General features: G+C 73.5%; 15 protein-coding genes. 8 read left to right on the top strand and 7 right to left on the bottom strand.

The window, feature by feature from the left end; translation table 11 throughout:
* Window positions 1–58 precede the first annotated feature (58 nt).
* Window positions 59–2380 carry an AbeC-like domain-containing protein gene (locus ABT026_RS03020; RefSeq protein WP_351111510.1) on the bottom strand — a complete coding sequence of 774 codons (2322 nt, stop codon included), beginning with the start codon at window positions 2378–2380 and terminating at the stop codon, window positions 59–61.
* A 655-nt stretch (window positions 2381–3035) separates the two neighbouring features.
* Between ABT026_RS03020 and ABT026_RS03015 the strand changes: the two genes are divergently transcribed.
* Genes ABT026_RS03015 through ABT026_RS03005 form a run of 3 tightly spaced genes read left to right on the top strand, consistent with a single transcriptional unit; the run spans window position 3036 to window position 7254 of the window.
* Window positions 3036–4460: an arylsulfatase gene (locus tag ABT026_RS03015; protein WP_351111508.1), complete on the top strand. Its 1425-nt coding sequence runs from the start codon at window positions 3036–3038 to the stop codon at window positions 4458–4460.
* Complete coding sequence (locus ABT026_RS03010; RefSeq protein WP_502967882.1) at window positions 4457–5530, top strand: formylglycine-generating enzyme family protein; 1074 nt, start codon at window positions 4457–4459, stop codon at window positions 5528–5530. The genes ABT026_RS03015 and ABT026_RS03010 overlap by 4 nt, the downstream gene beginning before the upstream one ends.
* Window positions 5527–7254, top strand: a complete 1728-nt coding sequence (locus tag ABT026_RS03005; RefSeq protein WP_351111506.1) for a sulfatase — start codon at window positions 5527–5529, stop codon at window positions 7252–7254. Before ABT026_RS03010 ends, ABT026_RS03005 begins: the two co-directional genes overlap by 4 nt.
* Window positions 7255–7379: 125 nt before the next feature.
* On the opposite strand, the gene ABT026_RS03000 is transcribed toward ABT026_RS03005, so the two are convergent.
* From ABT026_RS03000 to ABT026_RS02990, 3 genes are all read right to left on the bottom strand, one after another.
* Entirely contained in the window at window positions 7380–8288 is a 909-nt protein-coding gene (locus ABT026_RS03000; RefSeq protein WP_351111504.1) for a GlxA family transcriptional regulator, read from the bottom strand.
* A 10-nt stretch (window positions 8289–8298) separates the two neighbouring features.
* The gene (locus ABT026_RS02995; RefSeq protein ID WP_351111502.1) at window positions 8299–8898 is read right to left on the bottom strand and encodes a cysteine hydrolase family protein; all 600 of its coding nucleotides are present in this window, start codon (window positions 8896–8898) and stop codon (window positions 8299–8301) included.
* 141 nt (window positions 8899–9039) lie between these two features.
* Window positions 9040–10491 (bottom strand): NCS2 family permease, encoded by a 1452-nt coding sequence (locus ABT026_RS02990; RefSeq protein ID WP_351111500.1) that lies wholly within the window; start codon window positions 10489–10491, stop codon window positions 9040–9042.
* Window positions 10492–10824: 333 nt separating this feature from the next.
* On the opposite strand from ABT026_RS02990, the gene ABT026_RS02985 reads away from it, so the two are divergent.
* Window positions 10825–11442, top strand: coding sequence for a helix-turn-helix domain-containing protein (locus ABT026_RS02985; RefSeq protein ID WP_351111498.1), 618 nt, complete (start codon window positions 10825–10827; stop codon window positions 11440–11442).
* A gap of 228 nt (window positions 11443–11670) precedes the next feature.
* On the opposite strand, the gene ABT026_RS02980 is transcribed toward ABT026_RS02985, so the two are convergent.
* Window positions 11671–12999, bottom strand: a complete 1329-nt coding sequence (locus ABT026_RS02980) for a glycoside hydrolase family 10 protein (RefSeq protein WP_351111497.1) — start codon at window positions 12997–12999, stop codon at window positions 11671–11673.
* A 744-nt stretch (window positions 13000–13743) separates the two neighbouring features.
* Between ABT026_RS02980 and ABT026_RS02975 the strand changes: the two genes are divergently transcribed.
* Window positions 13744–15414 (top strand): cellulase family glycosylhydrolase, encoded by a 1671-nt coding sequence (locus ABT026_RS02975; RefSeq protein ID WP_351111495.1) that lies wholly within the window; start codon window positions 13744–13746, stop codon window positions 15412–15414.
* Between the two features lie 483 nt (window positions 15415–15897).
* A complete protein-coding gene (locus ABT026_RS02970; RefSeq protein ID WP_351111493.1) occupies window positions 15898–16770 on the top strand; it encodes a glutathione S-transferase C-terminal domain-containing protein in 873 nt (290 codons plus the stop codon).
* Between the two features lie 472 nt (window positions 16771–17242).
* Here ABT026_RS02970 and ABT026_RS02965 read toward each other — a convergent pair whose 3' ends face one another.
* The gene (locus ABT026_RS02965) at window positions 17243–19327 is read right to left on the bottom strand and encodes an FAD/NAD(P)-binding protein (protein ID WP_351111491.1); all 2085 of its coding nucleotides are present in this window, start codon (window positions 19325–19327) and stop codon (window positions 17243–17245) included.
* Window positions 19324–20313: an amino acid ABC transporter permease gene (locus ABT026_RS02960; protein WP_351111489.1), complete on the bottom strand. Its 990-nt coding sequence runs from the start codon at window positions 20311–20313 to the stop codon at window positions 19324–19326. The genes ABT026_RS02965 and ABT026_RS02960 overlap by 4 nt, the downstream gene beginning before the upstream one ends.
* Window positions 20314–20859: 546 nt before the next feature.
* Between ABT026_RS02960 and ABT026_RS02955 the strand changes: the two genes are divergently transcribed.
* Together ABT026_RS02955 and ABT026_RS02950 are read left to right on the top strand one after the other, a co-directional pair.
* Window positions 20860–21402: a GNAT family N-acetyltransferase gene (locus ABT026_RS02955; RefSeq protein ID WP_351111487.1), complete on the top strand. Its 543-nt coding sequence runs from the start codon at window positions 20860–20862 to the stop codon at window positions 21400–21402.
* Between the two features lie 35 nt (window positions 21403–21437).
* Window positions 21438–22379 carry an ABC transporter substrate-binding protein gene (locus tag ABT026_RS02950; RefSeq protein WP_502967889.1) on the top strand — a complete coding sequence of 314 codons (942 nt, stop codon included), beginning with the start codon at window positions 21438–21440 and terminating at the stop codon, window positions 22377–22379.
* Window positions 22380–22438 lie beyond the last annotated feature (59 nt).

Here is a 22438-nt window from a genome sequence, read left to right as displayed (position 1 = left end):
TCTCCCTCCCTACGTCTCGCCCGCCTGCGTGTCGCCGTACGTTCCGCGATCGCGTGCCCTACCCCCGCGCTGCCCCGCCGGCGCCGCCGGCAGGGCCCGCTCCCGGCCCCGTGGCCGCTCCCGCGCCGGTCCGCGGCCCCGGCGCCTGGGCGTTCGCCGTGCCGGCCCGTGCCTGGGCGCCCTGCCCGACGGCCTGGTTGCCCACCACGCTCACCCCGCCGGTCTGGAGGACCCCGTGGTTGAGGATGGTCTGCGCCTGGCTGCGGAAGTCCTCGGTGCTGACCCCGCGTTCGTCCAGGAAGTCCCGCACCGCCGCCAGGGTGTGCCGGTCCAGCGAGGCGAGGGCCTCCTCCGCGTCGGAGCGCTGGAAGTGGTTGAGGTACTCCCCGCCCTGCCCCAGCTCCCGGACGCTCAGCCGGGCCCCGCGGTCGAAGGCGGGGTCGGTCACCGCCGCGCCCCGGTCACGGTCCAGTCGCCGGGCGCGCCGCCGGCCCTCGAAGGCGTGGTCGAGGAACGACCCGACGGCGCCCCCCGGTACCCCGCCGGTCCGGCGCAACGCCCGCACCAGCAGCGTGCCCCGGAACAGTTCGGGGGGAACGGAGCCTCGCAGGTCGATCTCGTGGGCGTCGCGCCGGACGGGTGCCAGCACGTACCGCTCGCAGCGCAGGTGGAGCGTCCGGTCGGCCACCGAGACGTGCAGCAGGTGACTGGGCACCACCTCGCCTCCCCACAGCGGGAGATGCGCGGTCAGGCAGTGCCGGGCCGGGCCGGCCGGCGTGCGCGCGATGTCCCGCACGGCGTCCGGCCCGAGCCGGGCAGCCGGGGCGCGCATGAGGTCCGGCAGCAGGTCTGCGTGCCCCTCCAGCTCGGTGCCCGCGAGGAACACCCGGTCCTTCACCACCGCTCCGGCCGCGCCCGCCGTCTCCGCCAGACGGACCCTCAGCCGCTCCACCACGTCCCAGGCGTCGAACGCGTCGACGGCCTCGCCCGGGGAGGCGGGCAGCAGCGGGACGGAGAACGCCCACTGCGAGTCCCGGGACCCCCACCCGACGTACGGGTCGAAGCCGCTGTACACCGTGACGTTGCCGTGCTGCGCCTCCGCCACCGCCTCGACGCGTGCGGCCAGGTGCGGGTCCGGCCAGGGGAGCGGCGCGGAGCGCGGGTCGAAGGTGTCGCGGAGCAGGCTCGCCCGCAGCCGGGCGTCGAGCTCCTCCTCGTCGCGCAGCAGCACCCGGAACGCCACCAGACCGCCCGCCACCACGGCGAGCAGGGGCGGGACGCCTCCCAGGTAGCCGCCCACCAGCCAGGCCGCGAAGCCGGGGAGCGGGAGGGCGGAGAGGCCCAGCCCGAGCAGCAGTCCCGCGACGAGCAGGGACGCGGCGGTGCCGATCGTGCCGCGCAAGGTCGCGCGGACATCCGGCAGTTCACTGCCCCGGGCCGACCAGAGGTCCGCCCGCGCTGCCCGTCCGCGGCGGGCCACGCGTGCCGGAGCGGCGCCCAGGGCGCGGAAGGCGAAGGCCGCGAAGAGCAGCCACAGCGGGCCGAGGACGCCGATCAGGCACCAGACGGCCGCCAGCCGTCGGCTCAGCGCCGCGTGCCGGCGACGGGCGGCGAGCGCGTGCCGCACGACCGGCACCAGGTCCACGCCGGGGGACGGGGCGACGGCGCCGAGTTCGTCGTCCAGCACCCCGTCCACCACCCGGCGGGCGAAGACGGGATCGAGATGGGCCAGGGCGCACAGGTACCGGGTGGCGTCCCCCGGCACGCTGCCGCCGGCCACCACGCCGCCCGGCAGGCCGGCCGACGAGGACAGGACGGAGAGGCGCATCAGTCTGCTCCGTTCTCGCACGAATCTCGGTGCGACGGGGTGGGCCGCCGCGCCGGGTACGGGGGCGGACGCACGGGGCCGGGCGGCGGCGACGGCAGCCAGGACGAGGCCGAGCAGGAGACCGAGGAGCAGCCCGTCCACCAGGAAGTTCAGGAAGACCTGCTCGGGGCCGAGGCCCAGGACCCAGGTGGAGCCGTCCCGGGTGAGCAGCGACAGCCAGGAGACGACCGAGGCGACGAGGGAGAGAGCGACCGCCAGGCCCAGGGCGGCAGCCCACCGCACGCGTGCCGGCGAGGCGCCGCCCAGGACGCGGGGCGCGAGCAGCATGATCCCCACCACCACGGTGACCAGGAACGTGCGCCCCGCGAGGGAGTACGCCTGGTCCCACTCGTCGGGGCCGGGTGACAGGTCCCACCGGACGGACAGCAGCGCCCTGCTCAGCACCGCCAGGACCGGTTCGTCGGGCGGGAGCTCCATCAGTGGGTCCGCCACCCACGGGCTTCCCAGCACCACCAGCCCCGCGCACAGCAGGGCGGCCGCACCCCTTCTCACTCCGGCCCCATGTCTTCGCCTCCGGAACGCACGGAACGTACTCGGGAGCCGAACTGTAGAACGAATGGCGACGCTCCGTCAGCGGGACGGCACAACTTGTGGCCGTCGCGGGTCCGGACGGGGCCGCGGGGCAGGACCCGGGCGGTCGTGACGGCCGTGTGGCAGTCGTGTTGCATCCCCGCCGGGACCGTGGAGCCGGCGTCGATCGCGTGATCGAATCGCCTCATGCCGTTCGTCTGTGCGGGCCGGCCCGTGCCGCTCGACCCCTTCTGGCCGACGCGCCGCGCCGACCACTTCGACCAGATCTGTCGCTGAGCCACGACCTGCGTCGCGACTCCCCACGCAGGGTCCCCGCACGCCCGCGAACGCCTCCTCCCGGACCACCGCCACCCGCCGGCCGGCCCGGACACCGCCCCCGTCGGCACGCGCCCGAACGGCGCGTCCCCGCGCGAACGGCCGAGGCCTCTTCCCTCCGCCGGCCGGCACCCCGTCCGGCCGCGCGGACCCCGTCGCGCAGCCCGGCGGACCGTCGGATGCGTGCGCGGCCGTCCGTTCCCCGCGCCACCCCGCACCCCATCCGGCCGTCCAGCGGCCCGCCCCGCCACCCCGCACCCCATCCGCCGCGCTGCGGCCCGCCCTGTCGAAAGGTCCTTCCATGAGCACGACGCCCCGCACCGGTCTCTCCCGAAGAGCACTGCTGGCCGGCGCGGCCGCATCGGCGGTCGCCGCCCTGGCCACGGCGACGACCCGTCCCGCCTCCGCGATCGCCGGGGCGCCCGAGGCGGCGGACTCCCGGACCGCCGGCCGCAGGGCGCCGAACATCCTGCTGATCCTGCTCGACGACCTCGGCAGCGGCGAACTCGGCTCCTACGGCCAGCGGACCATCCGCACCCCGGTGCTCGACGACCTCGCAGCGCAGGGCGCCCGCTTCACCCAGGCGTACGCCGCGCCCTCCTGCGCGCCCACCCGCGCCTCCCTGCTGACCGGACTGCACACCGGCCACGCGACGGTGAAGGCCAACAGCGACGCCGGCAAGGGACTCCGGGCCGAGGACGTCACGGTCGGCGAGGTGCTCCGCGACGCCGGCTACACCACGGGGATCGTCGGAAAGTGGGGCCTGGGCCCGGACAACGGCGACAACCCGAGCCACCCCAACCGCCAGGGCTTCGACCACTTCTTCGGCTACATCAACCAGACGCACGCCCACGACTACTGGCCCACCTACCTCTGGCGCGACGGCGTCAAGGTCCGCTTCCCGGAGAACGCGGACGCCGACGTCACCTACGCCACCGACCTGTTCACCCAGGAGGCGCTGGACTTCATCGAGCGCCACCGGGACGAGCCGTTCTTCCTGAACCTCGCCTACACCACGCCGCACGCCCCCAACGAGATCCCCAGCGACGCCCCGTACAGCGCCGAGGACTGGCCCCAGGGCGAACGCAACCACGCCGCCCAGATCACCCACGTCGACGCGGAGATCGGCCGGGTCCTCTCCCGGCTGGACGAACTCGGTCTCGCCGAGGACACCCTGGTGCTGGTGGCGAGCGACAACGGACCGCACACGGCGGGCGCGGGCTTCGAGCACGTCGGCAGCACCCTGCCGCACGACCCGGAGTTCTTCGACAGCAACGGCCCCCTGCGCGGCGTCAAGTTCACCGTGTACGAGGGAGGCATCCGGATCCCGCTGATCGTCCGGCTGCCCGAGGCGCTGAGGGCCGAGGGCGGCGTCGCGCCGGGCTCCGTCGTGCACGACCCGGTCGCGGTCTGGGACTTCCTCCCGACGTTCGCCGAGGTGGCCGGGGCGCCCGTCCCGCCCGCGCTGGACGGGATCTCCTTCGTGCCCGCCCTGACCGGCCGCGAACAGCCCCCGCACGACTACCTGTTCTGGGAGCACGACCGCAAGGACCAGGCCGTGCGGTTCGGCAACTGGAAGGCCGTGCGGCCCAAGAGCGGTCCGGTCGAGCTCTACCACCTGAACCAGGACGCCGGCGAGAGCACCGATCTCGCGGCGCGGCACCCCGCGCTCGTCCGCAAGGCGGAGCGCCTGCTCGCCGACGCGGTGGCGGGAGGCCGACCGTGAGCTGCTGCGCACCCTCGGCAGGAAGCCACAGCCCGAACGCCGGCCACGGCCACGGGTCGTGCGGCGCCCCGCGGACCGGCGGCGGCCCGCTGGTCGCCACTGTCACGGTCGGGCCTCCCGGCCCTTTCCGCCCCGCGCCGGCGGACCGCACCACCCGGGGCCAGGTGCGCCTGGGGGCCGGCACGTTCGCGATGGGCGACGCCCACGGCGAGGGGTACGCCGCCGACGGCGAGGGACCCGTGCACGCGGTGCGGCTGCCGTCCTTCCTGATCGACGCGACCACGGTCACCAACGCCGCGTTCGCCGCGTTCGTGAAGGACACCGGATACGTCACCGACGCCGAACGGCTCGGCGTCTCGGCCGTCTTCCACCTCGCGGTCCGGGCCGACAGCTCCGACGTGCTCGGGCAGGCCGCGGGCACCCCGTGGTGGCTGACCGTGCGGGGCGCCTCCTGGCGGCGGCCCGCCGGACCGCTGTCCTCGGTCGCCGGCCTGCAGAACCACCCGGTGACACAGGTCAGCTGGAACGACGCGCAGGCGTACTGCGCCTGGGCGGGCAAGCGGCTGCCCACCGAGGCGGAGTGGGAGTTCGCCGCCCGCGGAGGCCTCGAGGGCGCCAGGTTCCCCTGGGGGAACGAGCGGACTCCGCGCGGCCGCTGGATGTGCAACATCTGGCAGGGCACCTTCCCCACCCACAACACGGCCGAGGACGGCCATGTCACGACCGCGCCGGTGAAGTCCTACCGGCCCAACGCCTACGGGCTGTGGAACATGGTCGGCAACGTCTGGGAATGGTGCGCCGACACCTTCGCGGCCGACGCCTACGCGGACCGTGCCGCCAAGACCCCCGTGGACGACCCCCGGGGCCCTTGGCACGACCCCGGCCGCTCGGCGCCCCGTGTCATGCGGGGCGGCTCCTACCTGTGCCACGACTCGTACTGCTACCGCTACCGGGTCGCCGCCCGGTCCGCCAACACCGCCGACTCGGCCACCGGGAACATCGGCTTCCGCTGCGCCAACGACTCCCCTGACCGACCCGTGCACCCCGTCACCCCCGAGGACCCGTCATGAGACACCGCCACTCCCGGCGCCTGGGCCTGCTCGCCCTTCCGGTCGCCCTCACCCTGACCGCCGCCGGTCCGCCGGCCACCACCCCGGAGGCGGCCGGAGCACAGCAGCCGGCGGGCGAACGCCCGAACATCGTGTTCGTCCTCGGCGACGACTTCGGCTGGACCGACCTGAGCAGCCCGCTGACCAACCAGGGCAACCCGAACGACTTCTACGAGACGCCGACCCTGGAGCGGCTGGCCCAGGAGGGAGCCGCGTTCGACAACGCCTACGCCTCCCCGAACTGCGCGCCGACCCGCGCGGCCCTGCTCACCGGCCTCTACGCCCCGCGGCCCACCAACAACATCTACCTCGTCGACGACCTCAACCGCGGCGGTGACGACACCCTGCTGGTCGGGCCCCCGCAGGGCCTGCCCGACGAGGACGTCGCGCTGCCCGCCGCGGCGGTCACCGTCGGCGAACGACTCCAGGGCGCCGGCTACACCACCGGCTACCTGGGCAAGTTCCACGTCGCGGCGACCCCGTCCGACATCACCGCGCTGCACGGCTTCGACGAGAACGTCGGCGGCACCCACGCCGGCGCCCCCGGCGCCTACCACGCGCAGAACGGCAGGTTCGTCCAGCAGATCGGACCGGAGCTGGACGCCTTCGCCGCCGACTACACGCAGCGGTACGTCGACGAGAACATCAAGCCGTACGCCCACGGCACCGACCCCGCCGCCGTCGACGCCCTCGTCGGCACCGACAAGCACGTCTCGGACGCGCTGGCGGACGCCACGATCGACTTCGTGGACCGCAACAAGGCCCAGCCGTTCTTCGCCTTCCTCAGCCCCTACGCCGTCCACACGCCGGTGGGGGACAAGCAGGCGCGCGCGGACCTGCTCGCCAAGTACCGGGCCAAGGCGCCGGGGACCGGCCCGTCCGACCCTGCCTACGGGGCCCTCGTCGAAGGGCTCGACCAGAGCGTGGCCAGGGTGGTCGAGCACCTGGAGACCACCGCCGACCCCCGGCGTCCGGGCCACGTCCTCGCCGACAACACCGTCGTCGTCTTCACCGGGGACAACGGCGGCGTCGGGCGGTTCACCGACAACGGCCCGCTGCGCGGCGAGAAGGGGGAGCTGAGGGAAGGCGGCCTGCGCGTCCCGCTCATCGCCTGGAGCGGCGACCCGGACCTGGTGCGCGGGCACACCGTGCACCACACGCCGGTCTACAGCGCCGACCTGCACGCCACCTTCTCCGCCCTGGGCGGTGCGGACGTCCCGGCGGACCAGCCGCTGGACGGCGCCGACCTGAGCGGGCTGCTCTCCGGCGCGACCGGCGCACCGGACCGGGACGCCCTGTACTGGCACCTGCCCGGCTACCTCGTCGACGAGGCCCGTGACCAGCATCCGCAGTCGGTGGTCCGGTCCGGCCGCTGGAAGCTGATCTACGACTACGAGAGCCGGCGCTGGGAGCTGTACGACGTGGTCGCCGACATCGGCGAGCAGGACGACCTGGCCGCCCGCGAGCCGCAGGTGGTCCACCGGCTGGGGCACAAGCTGATCCGCTGGCTCGACCGGCTCGACGCCCCGCTGGCCACCCTCCGCGAAGGCCACGCCCCGCTGACCTTCACCGTCACCGGCGAGACCTACGCCGACGGTCACGTCTCCCGGCACCGGGCGCAGACGCTGGTCGTCGCACCGGGGGAGGAGGTACCGGTGGTCCTCGAGGGACCCGACGCTCACTGAGCGCATCCGAGGGGGGCCGGGCACGACCGCCCGGCCCCCCTCGGCCAGGACCGCCCCGGCCGACCCCGCCGGAGGCCGGGCGACCGGGCGGCGCCGTCGCGTACGGGGCGCCGCCCTCCCCGTCCTCAGGACGCGCGGCCCCGCAGCCGCCGCAGCATGCGCGGGTCCTCGAACCCGGCGGAACGGGCCGCCGCCTCCACCGTCGCCCCGTGGCCGATCAGGTGCTCGGCGTGCTCCAGCCGCAGCGCCTGCTGGTAGCGCAGCGGGGTGAGGCCGGTGGCCCGGGGGAAGTGGCGGGACAGGGTGCGCTCGCTGACGCCGACGGCGGCGGCCAGGGCGGCCAGCCGCAGCGGGCGGTCGAAGCGTGCGTCCAGGACGTCCTGGGCCCGGTGGACCACGTCGTCGAGGTGGGACCGGTGCCGGAGCATGGTGCTGTCCTGCGGCTGGTCGCCGTTGCGGCGGGCGTAGACCACCATCTGCCGGGCCACCCGCGCGGCGGCCGCCGGACCGTGGCGGGTGGCGACGAGGTGCAGGGCCAGGTCGATGCCGCTGGCGATGCCGGCCGAGGTGATCACCCTGTCGTCCGTGGTGAACAGGACGTCGCGCACCACCAGGGCCTTCGGGTGGCTCCTGGCCAGTGCCTCCTGCACGTCGTGATGGGTGGTGCAGGTGCGTCCGTCGAGCAGACCGGCCCGGGCCAGCGCCAGCGCCCCCGCGCAGACGCTGGCCACCGTGCCGCCCCGCGCGTGGTGTTCCCGCAGCACCCGCAGCGCGGGGTCCCCGGCCTGCGGGCCGCCGCTGCGGCCGTCGGTCCGCCAGCCGGGGACGAGGACCAGGTCCTCGGGGGAGAGCGGCGGCCACGCGGTGTCCGCCGCCACCGGCAGACCCTGCGCGGTGGCGACCGGAGACCGCTCGGCCACGTAGGAGAGGCTGTAGCGGTGCCCCTGGTCGGCCGCGGTGGAGAAGACCTGCGCGGGGCCGGCCAGGTCCAGCAGATGGACTCCGGGCACCAGGAGGAAGACGACTCGGCTCACGATCCGGTCATCATGCCGGAAGAGCCGCCCCGGCCTCCAGCCGGCCGACCGTCGTGACGGTGGCGAACCGGCCCGAGAGGGCGTACTCGGTGCGCCGGACGACCTCCTCGGCCGGCAGGGTGCGCGGGTCGGCCAGGATCTCGGCGACGCTCCGGCCGGTGGGGGCGTCGCGGTGCGGGATCGGACCGGTGGCGGTGGCGTCGACGACGAAGGTCACCCGGTAGCCGAGGTCGGCGGCGACCCGGGTGGTGGTCTCCACGCACTGCTCGGTGCGGATGCCGCACACGGTGAGCTCGCCGATGCCGCGCTCGGTGAGCAGTTGCTGCAGGTTGGTGGTGGTGAACGCGTTGTGGGAGGTCTTGTGGATCAGCGGCTCGCCCTCCGCCCGCCGCAGCTCCTCCATCAGGCGCACCTGGCCGAGCGCCGGGTCGAAGAGGCCGCCGGTGCCGGGTTCGGAGTGCAGCACCCACACCACCAGGTCGCCGGCGGCGCGGGCGAGGCGGACCAGCCGGTTCACCTTGCCGGCGATCTCCGGGTCGGAGATCGCCTCCCACTGCGGGCCGGCACGGAAGGACTCCTGGACGTCGATGACGATCAGCGCTCTGTTCATGCCCTCAAGCCTCGGCCACCGACGGAGGCCCGGGACAGGCCCCATCGGGTCCGGCGGCGGACCGATCCGGTCATCGGTCACGGCCGGTGTCCGGAGGCCGCGAAGGCCGCCTCCGGACACCGGTCGCGGGGGAGGCGCGCCCTACTTGACGCCCAGCAGCATCTCGATCGGGCCGATGGCGAAGTAGGCCAGGAAGAGCACCGCGGTGCCCCACAGCAGCCAGTGGACCTCGCGAGCCCGGCCCAGGCACGCCTTGATGACCACGTAGGCGACGAAGCCGGCGCCGATGCCGTTGGTGATCGAGTACGTGAACGGCATGACGGTGATCGTCAGGAAGGCGGGTATCGCCACGTCGTAGCGGTCCCACTCGATGTGCCGGACCTGCGTCATCATCAGGAAGCCGACCGCCACCAGCGCGGGGGAGGCCGCCTGCATCGGGACCATGGTCAGCAGCGGGGTGAAGAAGAGCGCGAGGGCGAACAGGCCACCCGTGACCAGGCTGGCGAAGCCCGTGCGGGCGCCCTCGCCGACACCGGCCGCGGACTCCACGTAGGTGGTGGCGGACGAGGAGGAGGCCACACCGCCGGCGACCGCCGCGGCGCCGTCGATCAGCAGGACGCGGCTCAGGCCGGGAACCTGGCCCCGCTCGTCGAGCAGTCCGGCCTCGGCGGTGACGCCGACGACCGTGCCCATGGTGTCGAAGAAGTCCGACAGGATCAGCGTGAAGATCAGCAGGACCACGGTCAGCACGGTCACCTGGCCGAAGGAGCCGAGCAGGTCGAACTGGAAGAGCAGCCCGAAGTCGGGGCTGGCGACCGGGTTGTCGGGCAGCGCCGGGGTGGTCAGGCCCCAGCTCTTCACGTCGGCCAGCGCGTTGATGACGATGGCCAGCAGCGTCATCAGGACGATGCTGATGAGGATGGCGCCCTTCACCTTGCGGGCGAGCAGCACGATCGTCACCAGGACGCCGAGGCAGAAGACGAGGATCGGCCAGCCGCCGAGGGTGCCGGTGCCCAGCTGCACGGGCACGGTGGTGTTGGCGGCGTCCGGGATGCGGGTGACGAAGCCGGCGTCGACGAAGCCGATGAAGGCGATGAACAGGCCGATGCCGACGCTGATCGCCTGCTTCAGGGGCTGCGGGATGGCGTGCATGATCGCCTCGCGCAGACCGGTCATCACCAGCACGCAGATCAGCAGGCCCTCGAGCACGACGAGGCCCATCGCGTCGTCCCAGGCCATCAGCGGGGCGATCTGGAAGGCGACGACCGCGTTGAGCCCGAGACCGGCGGCGAGGGCGAGCGGGAGGTTGCCGCCCACACCCATGATCACCGTCATCACCGCGGCGACCAGGGCGGTGGCCGTGGCGAGCTGCGGGACGTCGAGCTGGTCGCCGAACTTGTCCTTGGCGCTGCCCAGGATGATCGGGTTGAGCACCAGGATGTACGCCATGGTGAAGAAGGTGGCCAGTCCGCCGCGGACCTCCCGGCCGAGGGTCGATCCCCGCTCGCTGATGCGGAAGAACCGGTCCAGACCGCCGCCGCCACCACCGCCGCCGGAGGGCGGCGCGGCGGGACCAGCATCTGTTTTGTGCATGACGTCTCCTGGGACGAACGGGCAGGGGGAGATGCGAGGGCGCCGTCGTGGACGGAGCACGCCGCACGATGTGACGAACGTGTGTGCGGCGTCTCGCGGTGCGGATCATACGCATCCCGCGTCAGGTCACAACTCCTCTGTGTATACGCCGAGTTGATCATGCATCAAGTTCTCGTAGGTAGCTACGAACCTCGTGGTGATCTATCCCGCCCAACCGGGACACCGCAGACAGTGGCCATGGAACAACGCCCCGTGACTGCATAGTCTCCGCCCGTGCACCCACCACTCCCTTTCAACGCACGCGCTGCCCGCACACTGCGCGAGAGGCTCGGGATGGCCCCCGGTCATGTCGCCTACGGAATGCGCGCCTCCTACGGGATGAGCTACGTGACGCCCGATCACATCGCGGCCTGGGAACGTGGCGTCGCCATGCCCAGCCTCCAGGAACTGACCGCGCTCGCCGGCGCCCTGTGGTGTGCTCCCGGGGACCTCATGGGCGCGCCGCGCACCCTGCGGGAGCACCGGCTGGCCCGCGGGATGGCCCCCGAGGACGTCGCCCACTCGATCGGCATGGGCGTGGGCGACTACCTCCGCATGGAGGAGACCGGACGGTGGACGGGGAGCGCGTACCAGTCCACCCAGCTGGGCCGCACCCTCCAGCTGACGGCGCCCGACATGGTCGCCGTCACCGGTCTCGAGGGTGAGCTCGCGGCGCTGCTCGTGGAGGCGGTCTCCACCCGGTGGCAGGCGCACATCCGTGCCGTCGCGCGGCTGCTGTCGATGGAGAAACGCGAACTGCAGGAACCCTTACGCCTCATGCACGGCGAGTACCAGAACCTCATCGCCAGGACGCTGAGCCGGGCCACCGGCGCGGCCACCTCCGGCGAGGAGGGGAAGAACTACCTCGACGGCGTCGTCCAGCGCTTCTGGGAATGCCTCGGCAGCCGGTGACCGGCGGACACGCGCCACGGACGGTGTGAACGCGGAACGCCGACGCCCCCGCCGGAGAATCCGGCGGGGGCGCCTGGGGGGTGTTCGCCGGCCACAAGGCGTGTGGCCGGCGGCCGACCGTGGTGGGGGGCACGGTCACGGGAACCGGACCGGCCTGCCGGGGGAGGGGGGCACGTCCTCCGTCCCGGCAGGACCGGCAGGTCCCCCGTCAGGCCCGAGGGCCTGGGTTCAGGAGACCGAGCACCCGGCCACGGTCGGAGCGGTGCTGCCACCGTTCGCCGTGAAGCCGAAGCTGGTCGAGGCGCCGGCCGCGAGCGAGCCGTTGTGGGGGGCGTTCTTGACCGTCACCGTGCTGCCGCTGGTGGTGGCGACACCGTTCCACAGCGAGGCGATGGTCTGCCCGGAGGGCATGGTCAGCGTGACGGTCCACTTGCTGATGGCGGCGCTGCCGGCCTTGACGGTCACCGTGGCGTTGTAGCCGCCGGACCACGAGGAGTCGGCCTTGAAGCTCGCGGTGCAGGAACCGCTGCCGGCGGGCGGCGGGCTGGTGGGCGGCTGCGACGTCGACGGCGGCGGGCTGGTCGGAGGCGTGGTGGTGCCGCCGTTCAGCACGTTGAGGACGGCGGTGTACGCCGGCTTCTTCTGGTAGTTGCCGTCGAAGAGCAGCGGGGTGCCGCTCGATCGCCAGGAGTACTTGTCGGTGACGCCCCAGACGGTGATGCCCGTGCAACGGCTCACCGCCAGGCAGCCCTTGACGACCTTCTCGTAGTCGGCGGCCTGCGTGGAGCCGGAGCCCTCGATGTCCACCTCGGTCATCTGGACGTCGACGCCCAGAGCGGCGAAGCGCTCGAGGTTCTGCTGGAAGTCGGCGGTCACCGGGGAGTTGGAGTTGAAGTGCCCCTGGAAGCCCACGCAGTCGATCGGCACGCCACGGGACTTGAAGTCCTTGACCATGTTGTACACGGCCGTCGACTTCGCGTTGACGCCGTCGGTGTTGTAGTCGTTGTAGCAGAGCTTGGCCGCCGGGTCGACGGAGCGCGCGATCTTGAACGCCTCCTCGATGTACCCCGCGCCCAGCTTGTCCTGGAAGGGCGAGCTGCGGCGGGCGCCGCTGCTGCCGTCCTGGTAGGCCTCGTTGACGACGTCCCAGGCCGCGATCTGACCCTTGTAGTGGGTCATCACCTCGGTGATGTGGGTGGTCATGGCCTTGCGGAGCTCGTCGGCGCTCAGCGAGCCGACCCAGCTGGGCAGCTGCGAGTGCCAGACCAGGGTGTGGCCGCGGACCTGCATGCTGCGGCTCTTGGCATGGTTGACGATCTTGTCGGCGTTGGCGAAGTTGAAGCTGCCGCGGCTGGGCTCGACCGCGTCCCACTTCATCTCGTTCTCCGGCGTCACCGAGTTGAACTCGGTGTTCAGCGTGTTGACGTAGTCCGTCTCGCTGAGCCGGTTGTTCGCGACCGCAGTACCGAAGTAGCGGCCCTTCGCGGAGGCGGCGGCGCCGAGGGTGGTCGCCGCCTCGGCCGAGCCGGCCAGGGCGACCATTCCTCCGAGGGCCATGGCGCCCGCCGTCCCGAGGACGACCGCCTTTCTTGCGGCTGTGTGCCACAAGGACTGCATCTTCATTGTCTTGCGACCCTTCGCTGGGGGTGGCCAGGATCGAACAGGCAACGGTCGGCTTGGACGGCGCCTCACCGAAACTTTCGTACCGCATCGAAACGCAAGCTGTGCCGTGAGGCGCCGTTTACCGCTGCGAGGCGAGAAATTAGCGAACAGGACGGGGAGTTGCGCCCCGGAGGACAATTTTTGTTACGAAACTTCGTCGCAACTTTCGCCTCACGGGCCCGCAACACGGCGCCTCGCCGGAGCGGAACCGTCGACGACGCGCAGGTCGGAATGGATCAAGCGTGGTGCCGGGGTGGATCACGGGGCGGAGTTGACGTCGCTTCAGCGTCGGGCTCGTTGGGAGCGCTCCCACGTCAAGGGTGCGTAAAGTGCGGCGGAAGGGCAACGTCCGATCGCGCCACGCTCGCCCTGGGGTGTTGCGGGGGCGTGCGGGGTGGCGGGGGCGCGTGCGACCCCCGTGACGTGCGGGTCGGTCAAGTCCCGTGTCGCATACAACAGTTCGTGCGGTTGGCGCATCCTCAACCTTGACGTGGACCCTTCCGGCTGGATTCATGGGAGCGCTCCCAAGTATGCGTTCCACCCTCTCGCGCCGACGGCCCGAGAACCTGCTGTCCCCCTATCCGCGCATCCCCCTCACCGGTGGCCGGACACAGCCGGCGCCGGACTGCTGGAGGCAGAGTGAGAACCGCACGCGCACCAAGACGACGGCCCCTCGCGGCCGTGATCGCCACCCTGGCGACGCTCCTCGGGCTGCTCGCCCTCGGCGCCGCACCCGCCCAGGCCAAGGAGCCCGCCCAGGCGGCGGCCGCCCCGGCCGGCCTCCGCGTCACCGACGGCCGCGTGGTCGAGAGCAACGGCAACCCCTTCGTGATGCGCGGGGTCAACCACGCGCACACCTGGTACCAGAGTCAGACGAAGTCGTTCGCCGACATCAAGGCGCTCGGCGCCAACACCGTCCGCGTCGTGCTCGCCGACGGGCACCGGTGGACCGCCAACAGCGCCTCCGACGTGGCGGCCGTGGTCGACCGCTGCAAGGCCAACAAGCTGATCTGCGTCCTGGAGGTGCACGACACCACCGGGTACGGCGAGGAGTCCGCCGCGGGCACGCTGGAGCAGGCCGCGAATTACTGGATCGGCCTCAAGGACGTTCTCGCGGGCCAGGAGGACTACGTTGTCATCAACATCGGCAACGAGCCGTGGGGCAACAACAACTACACCGGCTGGACGGACGCCACCAAGAACGCGATCGCCAAACTGCGCGGCGCCGGCCTGCGGCACGCGCTGATGGTGGACGCGCCCAACTGGGGCCAGGACTGGTCGAACACGATGCGCGACAACGCCGCCTCGGTCTTCGCCTCCGACCCGGACCGCAACACCGTCTTCTCGATCCACATGTACGGCGTGTACGACACGGCGGCCGAGGTGCAGAGCTACCTGAACACCTTCGTCACCAACAAACTCCCGATCGTCGTCGGCGAGTTCGGTCACGACCACAGCGACGGCAACCCGGACGAGGACGCCATCATGGCGACCGCGCAGTCCCTCGGCATCGGCTACATCGGCTGGTCGTGGAGCGGCAACGGCGGCGGGGTCGAGTACCTCGACATGGCGACCACCTTCGACGCCGCCTCCCTGACCAGCTGGGGCACCCGCTTCTTCAAGGGCGCCAACGGCATCGCCCAGACCTCCCGCGAGGCCACGATCTACTCCGGCGGCACGGGCGGCGACACTCAGGCGCCCACCGCCCCCGGCACCCCGAAGGCGTCCACCGTGAGCTCGAGCTCGGTGGCCCTGACCTGGTCGGCCTCGTCTGACAACGTTGGCGTGACGGGCTACGAGGTGGTCCGCGTCGACGGCTCTTCGCAGACCGTGGTCGCCACCTCGGCCACCACCTCCGCCACGGTGAGCGGCCTGTCCGCGGGCACCGCCTACACCTTCGCGGTCCGGGCCCGCGACGCGGCCGGCAACCGCTCGGCCAACTCGGCCACCCTGCAGGTCACCACGCAGCCCGGCGGGGACACCCCGAGCGGCAGCTGCGCGGTGGGCTACAAGATCACCAACCAGTGGTCCGGCGGCTTCCAGGGCGAGATCGTCCTGCGCAACACCGCCACCACGGCGGTCAGCAACTGGAAGCTCGCCTTCTCCTTCGCCGACGGCCAGAAGATCAGCAACATGTGGGGCGGCACCGTCGCCCAGTCGGGCGCCGCGGTGACCGTCACCCCCGCCTCCTACACCACCACCATCGCGGCGGGCGGCTCCGTCACCCTGGGCTTCCTCGCCTCGAAGGGGAGCGCCAACACCGCTCCCGCCACCTTCACCCTGAACGGGGCGGCCTGCTCCGCCCTGTGATCCGTGCCGGCGGCCGCCCGCCCGTGACGGCCGTCCACGACGCCCCGCCGGTCCGCCGGCGGGGCGTCCGCGTCGTTCCTCCGGGACGCCTTCGCGGGCCGTCCCGGGCCGCCCGGGGGTGGACCTCCTCCTTCCACAGGGTGAGACGCCGGCGACGGACCGTACCCGGTCCCTTGACGCCGCTCGAGGACCGCCTGACACTCCGTTCAGGAACCCTGGTGAATCGATGGGGGATCACATGGGCCGTGCGGGACCGGACCTCGGGAGCGACGCCGTCCGCGTCGCCGTCCGCCCGCTGCCCCTGCTGACCTCCCGCCGCCACATCGATCTCATGCGTGTGTGCAGTGCCGCACGGCGCCCGCACGGCGGTGCCGTCGCCGCCGGTCACCTCTGACCGGTTGGCGCAGGCATCCCGTCCCGGCCGCGCGGGACCGCGCGCGCCGGCGCCTTCCCGCACCCGCGCCGAGCATCCCAGGGAGACCCATGTCCGCCATCTCGCCCTCCGCCGTGCCGTCCTTCCGCGGCCGCATCGGCCGCGACGCCCGCAGCGGCTACTACGCCGCGGCGCGTCGCTACCGGCTCCACCTCTCCGTCTCCTGTCCGCAGAGCCTGCGGATCGCCGTCACCCACAGCCTGCTCGGCCTGGGCGACGGCCTGCCGGTCACACTGCTGCCCGCCGTGCCGGACGGTCCCGACGGCGGCCACCGGCTCCTGCGCCCGCTGTACGAGGCCAGCTCCCACCAGTACCCGGGACCGGCCGCCGCTCCCGTGCTCCACGACACCTGGACCGGACGGATCGTCAGCACCCACACACCCGACATCCTGCGCGACCTGGTCCGGCAGTTCGGCGCCGGCGACCCCGACCTGCTCCCGCACGGCGCCGAGGAGGCGATCGGGGGCGTGGACCGGCTCTGCGAGGAGATGGGCCGCGCGGCCCAGCGCGCCGGGCTGCCCGGCACGGACCAGGAGGCGCGCGACGCCGCACTGGCCACCCTGCTGGAGGGTCTGGAGGCGCTGGAGCGGCGGCTAGCCCTCCAGGACCACATGGCGGGCGACGAGCTCACCCTCGCGGACGTCCACGTGTGGGCGACGCTGCTGCAGCTCGACACCGTGCACCGCCACCACCTGGACGCCGCCGCGGTGCACCGGATCACCGGTCATCCCCGGCTGTGGGCGTACGCACGGGGACTCGCGGCGCACCCCGCCTTCGGGTCCCACCTCGACCTGGACGGCATCGCTCGCAGGCACCACGCGCGCTGCCGGGGCGAGGAGGCCGCGGGCGCGGCGGTGCAGATCGTGGACTGGGCGGCGTACGCGCGGCGGACGGCGCCCGAGCCGGTGCGGCAGCCCGGCTGACCGGTGCGGCCGGCGCACCGACGGCCGCGGGCCGGGACCCATGGTGCGGTTCCGGCCCGCGGCCGCTGCGTTCGGCCCCTCTCCGGGACACCGGTCCCCGTCCCCCGTTCCCGCAGCGACCCCTCCCGGAGTCCGTGGGGCCGGCGGGACGGGGTCGCCGCGGCCGGCTGCCGGGTGGCGTGTGCGTACGGGACGGGCGGGGCCGGCGGGCGGTCCCCCTCGGTGTGAGAGACGACGCGTCGGTCGGCGAGGAACGCGCGGGGGCCGCCGGCATCCGGGGGCTGCACCGTCCGCGGCGATGTCCGGGGACGGGACGGCGCGGCGGACGCGCCCTGTGCGCCGGAGGCGCCGGCCGCGGCGAGGGCGCCCACCGCGCCGGGATGCCGGCCGTGGCGGGGATGCCCACCGCGCGGGGCTTGCCCGTTGCGCCGGTGGCGCCGACCGCACCGGCGACGTCAGCGACGCGACGGCGTCAGGGACACCGAACAACGTCAGGGACGTCGACGGCACCGGAAGCGCCGGCCGCGGCGGAGGCGCCGGGGACGCCGACTGTGCCGGGAACGCCGGGAACGCGGGACGCGCCGGGGACGTCGGCCGGGCCAGGGGCGCCCGGCGCGCCGGTCTCCCGGGGGAGCGAGGCCAGGGACCGCAGCAGGCTCCGGGCCGTCGCGTCGTTCTGCTGGAATCCCGGCGCGTTGGTGAGGGGCCTGGCGAAGGCGGCCACGGCCCGCTGGTTCGTCGGCGCGCCCAGGGCCACCCGGCGCGGGTGCGGACGGCCGCCCAGCCCGGGGTCGACCAGGCCGCCGTCCGGGTGCGTCACCGTCAGCAGCCCGGACCGGTGGGTGGCGGTCGCGTCGGCCAGCACCTCCTCGGTGACCGCCCCCCTGCGGTGCAGGTCCCGCAGGAGGGGGTCGGTGGTGCGCAGCACGGAGGAGCGGGGGAGGCGGGCCTCGACCAGCGCCGTCGCGTGCACGGTGTGCCCCGGGACCGACGGGCTGACACCGGTGAACGTGCCGGTCCCCTCGTCCGTCCCCACCCGCAGGTCCGCTCCCGTGAACCGGACCACGCCCGCCCGGGAGAGGGCGAGGAGCTGCCGCAGCCGGAAGCCGGGCGGGCCGGAGGCGAGGAAGCTGAAGAAGCCCTGCCACCAGCCGTCGAGGTCGCGGGCGACGGAGCGGGCGGTCAGGGTTCCCGTCGCCGCGAGACGCGCGAGGTTCCCGTAGACCGAGAGCAGCGCGAGGAACGCGCCGAGGTCGGCGCTGTGCGCCGGGTCCGCGCGCCGCGCGACGTCGTGGGAGACGTAGCGGCGCAGGTGCTCCTGGAACGCCTCGGGGGTGGCGAAGGAGAGGCCGTCCAGCGGCCGGTCCAGCCGCTCCAGGTCCAGCCGGTCTGCGGGGTCCGGCACCGCCGTGGCGACCAGCTCCGCCAGGCCGGTCCCGTGCGGTTCGAGACGGTCGTAGGCGGCCTCGAACTCAGGCCAGGGCAGGGCGGTGCGCTCCGGGTGGGCGAGGAACAGTTCGTGGTAGTGCCCGAAGCCGATCTCCTTCGCCATCAGCGGCAGGACGTCGCGCCGGAGGTCGACCGGGCCCGTCGCGGCCAGCTCCGCCACCTGGGCGGGGCCGAAGTACCGCGGCAGCGGGGGCCGGGGTCCCTGGAGCGGGTAGTGGGTCTTGGAGTGGTACGGCACGCCGCGCCGCGACCCGACGTGCAGCACCGGTTCGCGGCCGGACGGCCGGTAGACGAGTTCGCCGTCGGACCCCTCGCGGAACACGCCGCCGCGGCCCTCGGTGAGCAGGGACATCAGGTCGACGAAGGCGAGGCCGAAACCCCGGACCAGCACGTGCTGCCCCGGGCGCAGCCCGGACAGGTCGACGTCCGCCGTGTAGGCGGGTGGGAGGTGGAACAGGCCGTGCCGGCGCGCGAACTCGGCGTGTGCGTCGTGTTCGGCGGGCGGCGCCGCGTCCAGATGGCCCTGGGCGAGGACGACGAGGTCGGCGGTGACCGGCAGGGCACGGTCCGCCAGGTGGACCCGCTGCGGGCCGTCGGGCGGACCGGTGACCGAGGTGGCGGTGGTGGCGTGCCACTCGACCCGCACCCGGGCCGGGAGTTCGGCCAGTACCCGGCGGAACACCCAGTCCAGATAGGCGCTCTGCGCCCTCCGCGTCGGGAAGTCGGAGCCCGCGAGGCCGCGGAGTTCGGCCAGCGTCCCGGGGTCGGCGGGCTCCACGTAGGGATCCTGCCGGGGTGCCCGCCCGGAGAACTGCGCGGCCCACTCGGCGAGCGAGGGACCGGTGCGTACCGGACCCTCCACGGTGGACGACTCGTCGGTGAACATGGTGACGTCCTCCGCCATGGAGTTCATCCGCAGCAGGGGAGACTGGTCGTGCCGCCAGATCCGCCCCGGCCCTGGCGGATGCGGATCCACCAGATGGACGTGCAACTCGGCATCGCCAGGCCACAGTTCCGGCAGGTTCGCGGCGATCCGCTCCAGCAGGCCGACGGCGCGGGGGCCCGCTCCGACGACGGCCAGCACCGCGGGGCGCGTCCCGGCGCTCACCGCTCACCGCCCGCGGGGCCGGGGACCCGGCGGCTGCCGGGCGCCGTCGGCCGCAGCCTGCTCCGCAACCGCTGCAGAGGGGTGGGGGGCAGGGCCCGCGCCGCCCCGCGCGCGTACCGGCGCTCGACGTAGAACTGGCCGACGCCGAGCACGGTGGTGACCGCCACGTACCACAGGGTGGCCACCAGCAGCAGCGGGATCACCTGGTAGGTCTGGTTGTAGACCAGCTGGACCGAGAACAGCAGGTCGTGCACGGCCAGCACGCTGACGATGCTGGTGCCCTTGAGGGTGCCGATCAGCATGTTGCCGGCGGTCGGCACGATCGAGCGCATGGCCTGGGGGACCACGACGCGGCGCAGGGTCCGCCACCGGCTCAGGCCCAGGGCCTGGGCGGCCTCGGTCTGCCCGCCGTCCACCGACAGGACGCCGCCGCGGACCACCTCGGCGGCGTAGGCGGCCTCGTGCAGGGTGAGACCGACGACCGCGGTGAGCGTGGGCCCCAGCAGGTTCACCGTCTCGACGGAGACGAACTGCGGTCCGAACGGCACGCCGAGCCCGAGCCGCGGGTACAGGGCGCCGATGTTGAACCAGAACAGCAGCTGCACGAGCAGCGGCGTGGAGCGGAAGATCCACACGTAGCCCCAGCTCAGCGTGCGCAGCACCGGGTTGGACGAAAGCCGCATGACGGCCAGCGGTGTGCCGAGCAGGAAGCCGAGCACCATGACCACGGCGGTCAGCCACAGGGTGAGCAGCAGCCCGTCCAGCACGGCGGCGGTGGTGAAGTAGCGGGCGACCACGTCCCACTGGAACGCGTCGTTGCGGGCCACCGAGTTGAGGACCATCGCGAGGACGAGCAGCCCGAGAGCGCCGGCGGCCCAGCGGCCGGGACGCCTGCGGGGCACGACGGCGGGCAGGTCGACGGGAGATCGCGGGAAGGGGAGCGGCGTGGCCGGGGGAGAGGAGGCAGTACCGGTCGGGGTGACCATGGAGGTCCTCCGGGAGGGAGTGGCGGGGCGTCGGAGAGCGTCCCGAGGGCGCGGGAAGGTGCGCGCCCGGGGGCGGTGGTCGTCACGCCCGGCGTGTCCCTCAACACGGCCGGCCCGCCCACCGTACGCCGCCGTCCCGCACACGTGTCAACAAGTCCGCGCCGTGGACGGCCTGTTGACGAACCGCCCTGGGTGATGCTCAATGGTCCGCATGCATTCCCGCCAGCAGCGCCTCGTCACGCGCGGCCACATCGACTTCGGTCGGGTGTGGTCCGCCTCGTGTCGCCCCTGCTGACCGGGCAGTCGCAGGCCGTCAGGAACGGCCCGATCCCTCCCTCGGTGACCCCGTCGCGGGCCGAGATCCCTCTGTCGCACCTCTGAGCGCCCGACGTCCGCGTCGGCCGCCGCCACGGGTGTGAGCCGGCCGCACGCTGCCCGTCCCGGCGCTCCGTCTCTCGCGATCGCCGCCCTGCCGCGCTCCTGGCGCGGCTCCCTCCGCATACCCGTCTTCCGCTCCCGCCCGGGAGCCGAGAGAGGCGTGCCCTCATGACCACCACGTCAGAAGACCCTTCCCCTCCCGCCGCGCGGGACCTGTCCGTGCTCCGGGTCCAGGTGTCCGACCCGCGGGTGCGGCCCCTGCTGGACGAACTGCGCCAGGAGTACTCCAGCCGCTACGGCGGCGACGCGGCGGAGGAGCTCGGCCGCTACCCGGACGAGGTGTTCACTCCCGCCCACGGCGGCCTGCTGATCCTGCTCCTGCACGACGGCGAGGCGGTGGCCGGCGGAGCCTTACGCCGGTACGACGCCCGCACGGCCGAGCTCAAGCGCATCTGGACGCACTCCGCCCACCGGCGGCGCGGTCTGGCGCGGCGCGTCGTCGCCGAGCTGGAGCGCGAGGCACGGCAGGCCGGCTACCACCGCCTCTTCCTCACCACGGGGCCGCGCCAGCCCGAGGCGCGGGGGCTTTACCTCACCACCGGTTACACGCCGCTCTTCGACACCGAGGCCGACCCGGAGCACGTCGGCCTGCTCCCCTTCGAGAAACACCTGCCGTCCCGCGTCGCCACCGGAAAGGCCCTGGACCTGTGACCTCAACGCGTACCGCGCCGCGCCTCCGCCGAGCCCTGACGGCTCTGGCACTGCTGTCCGCCATCGGGCTGACGGCGTGCGGGGGCGGGGGAGGGGATTCCGGCACGGCCGGCCCCGGCACGGGAGCCGCGCCGGCGGGAGCGGGTTCGCCCGCCCCGTCGGACGACCCGGTGGCCGAGGTGCGCGAGGTGGAGCCGGTGGCCGCCCTGCTCCCCGCCGAGGTGCGGGCCAAGGGCACGCTGCGGATCGGCAGTTCCATCGGTTCCCCGCCGGCCGCCTACTACCCGAACGGGCAGGACCGGCCGCCCGCCGGCCAGGACATCGACATCGCCGAGGCGGTCGCCCGCGTACTGGGCCTGCGGCTCCAGCGCCAGGACGCGTCCTTCGAGACCATCCTGCCCGCCCTGTCGAGCGGCAAGTACGACGTGGGCACCGGCAACTTCGGGGTCACCGAGGAACGCCTGAGGACCATCGACTTCGTCACCTACGTCAACGACGGCCAGGGCTTCGCCGTGCGCAAGGGCAGCACCGGCGTCAAGGGGAAGGTCGAGGACCTGACCGAACTGTGCGGCCTGACGGTCGGCACCGGGGCGGGCACCACCTTCGAGGCCACCCTGGAGGAGAACAAGGGCGCGTGCGCGAAGGCCGGACGCGAGCCCTACGACGTCAAGGTGTACTCCGAGAACGGCGCCGTGGTCACGGCGCTCCAGCAGGGCCGGATCGACGTCGTCATGTCGACGATCAACGGCCTGAGGTACCAGGCCGCGCAACCCGCGGCGGGGACCCGTTTCCTCGGCGAGTACCACCGGCTGGACGTCGGCTTCGCCTTCCGCAAGGGGTCGCCCCTGACGCCCGCCTTCCGGGCGGCGGTCGACGAGCTGATCGCCGACGGGACCTACGCCCGGATCCTCGAGAAGTGGGGCACCGCCGAGTCCGCCATCGAGAAGTCACGGATCAACCCGCCCGAGCAGCGCTGAACGCCCCTGCCGGCGGACCGTCCCGCCGGCCCGCCGGCACGACCTCACCGATCGGAACA

Source organism: Streptomyces sp. NPDC002734 (assembly GCF_040295685.1).
GTDB lineage: Bacteria > Actinomycetota > Actinomycetes > Streptomycetales > Streptomycetaceae > Streptomyces.
The sequence above is the reverse complement of the archived record's forward strand: the minus strand, read 5'-3'. Positions and strand labels throughout refer to the sequence as shown.

Coding starts and splice junctions, on each gene's coding strand:
- ABT026_RS02995 (WP_351111502.1), bottom strand. CDS start 8,898: ATGAACAGAGCGCTGATCGTCATCGACGTCCAGGAGTCCTTCCGTGCC.
- ABT026_RS02985 (WP_351111498.1), top strand. CDS start 10,825: ATGGCCCCCGGTCATGTCGCCTACGGAATGCGCGCCTCCTACGGGATG.
- ABT026_RS02990 (WP_351111500.1), bottom strand. CDS start 10,491: ATGCACAAAACAGATGCTGGTCCCGCCGCGCCGCCCTCCGGCGGCGGT.
- ABT026_RS03015 (WP_351111508.1), top strand. CDS start 3,036: ATGAGCACGACGCCCCGCACCGGTCTCTCCCGAAGAGCACTGCTGGCC.
- ABT026_RS02955 (WP_351111487.1), top strand. CDS start 20,860: ATGACCACCACGTCAGAAGACCCTTCCCCTCCCGCCGCGCGGGACCTG.
- ABT026_RS02970 (WP_351111493.1), top strand. CDS start 15,898: ATGTCCGCCATCTCGCCCTCCGCCGTGCCGTCCTTCCGCGGCCGCATC.
- ABT026_RS03005 (WP_351111506.1), top strand. CDS start 5,527: ATGAGACACCGCCACTCCCGGCGCCTGGGCCTGCTCGCCCTTCCGGTC.
- ABT026_RS02960 (WP_351111489.1), bottom strand. CDS start 20,313: ATGGTCACCCCGACCGGTACTGCCTCCTCTCCCCCGGCCACGCCGCTC.
- ABT026_RS02980 (WP_351111497.1), bottom strand. CDS start 12,999: ATGGCCCTCGGAGGAATGGTCGCCCTGGCCGGCTCGGCCGAGGCGGCG.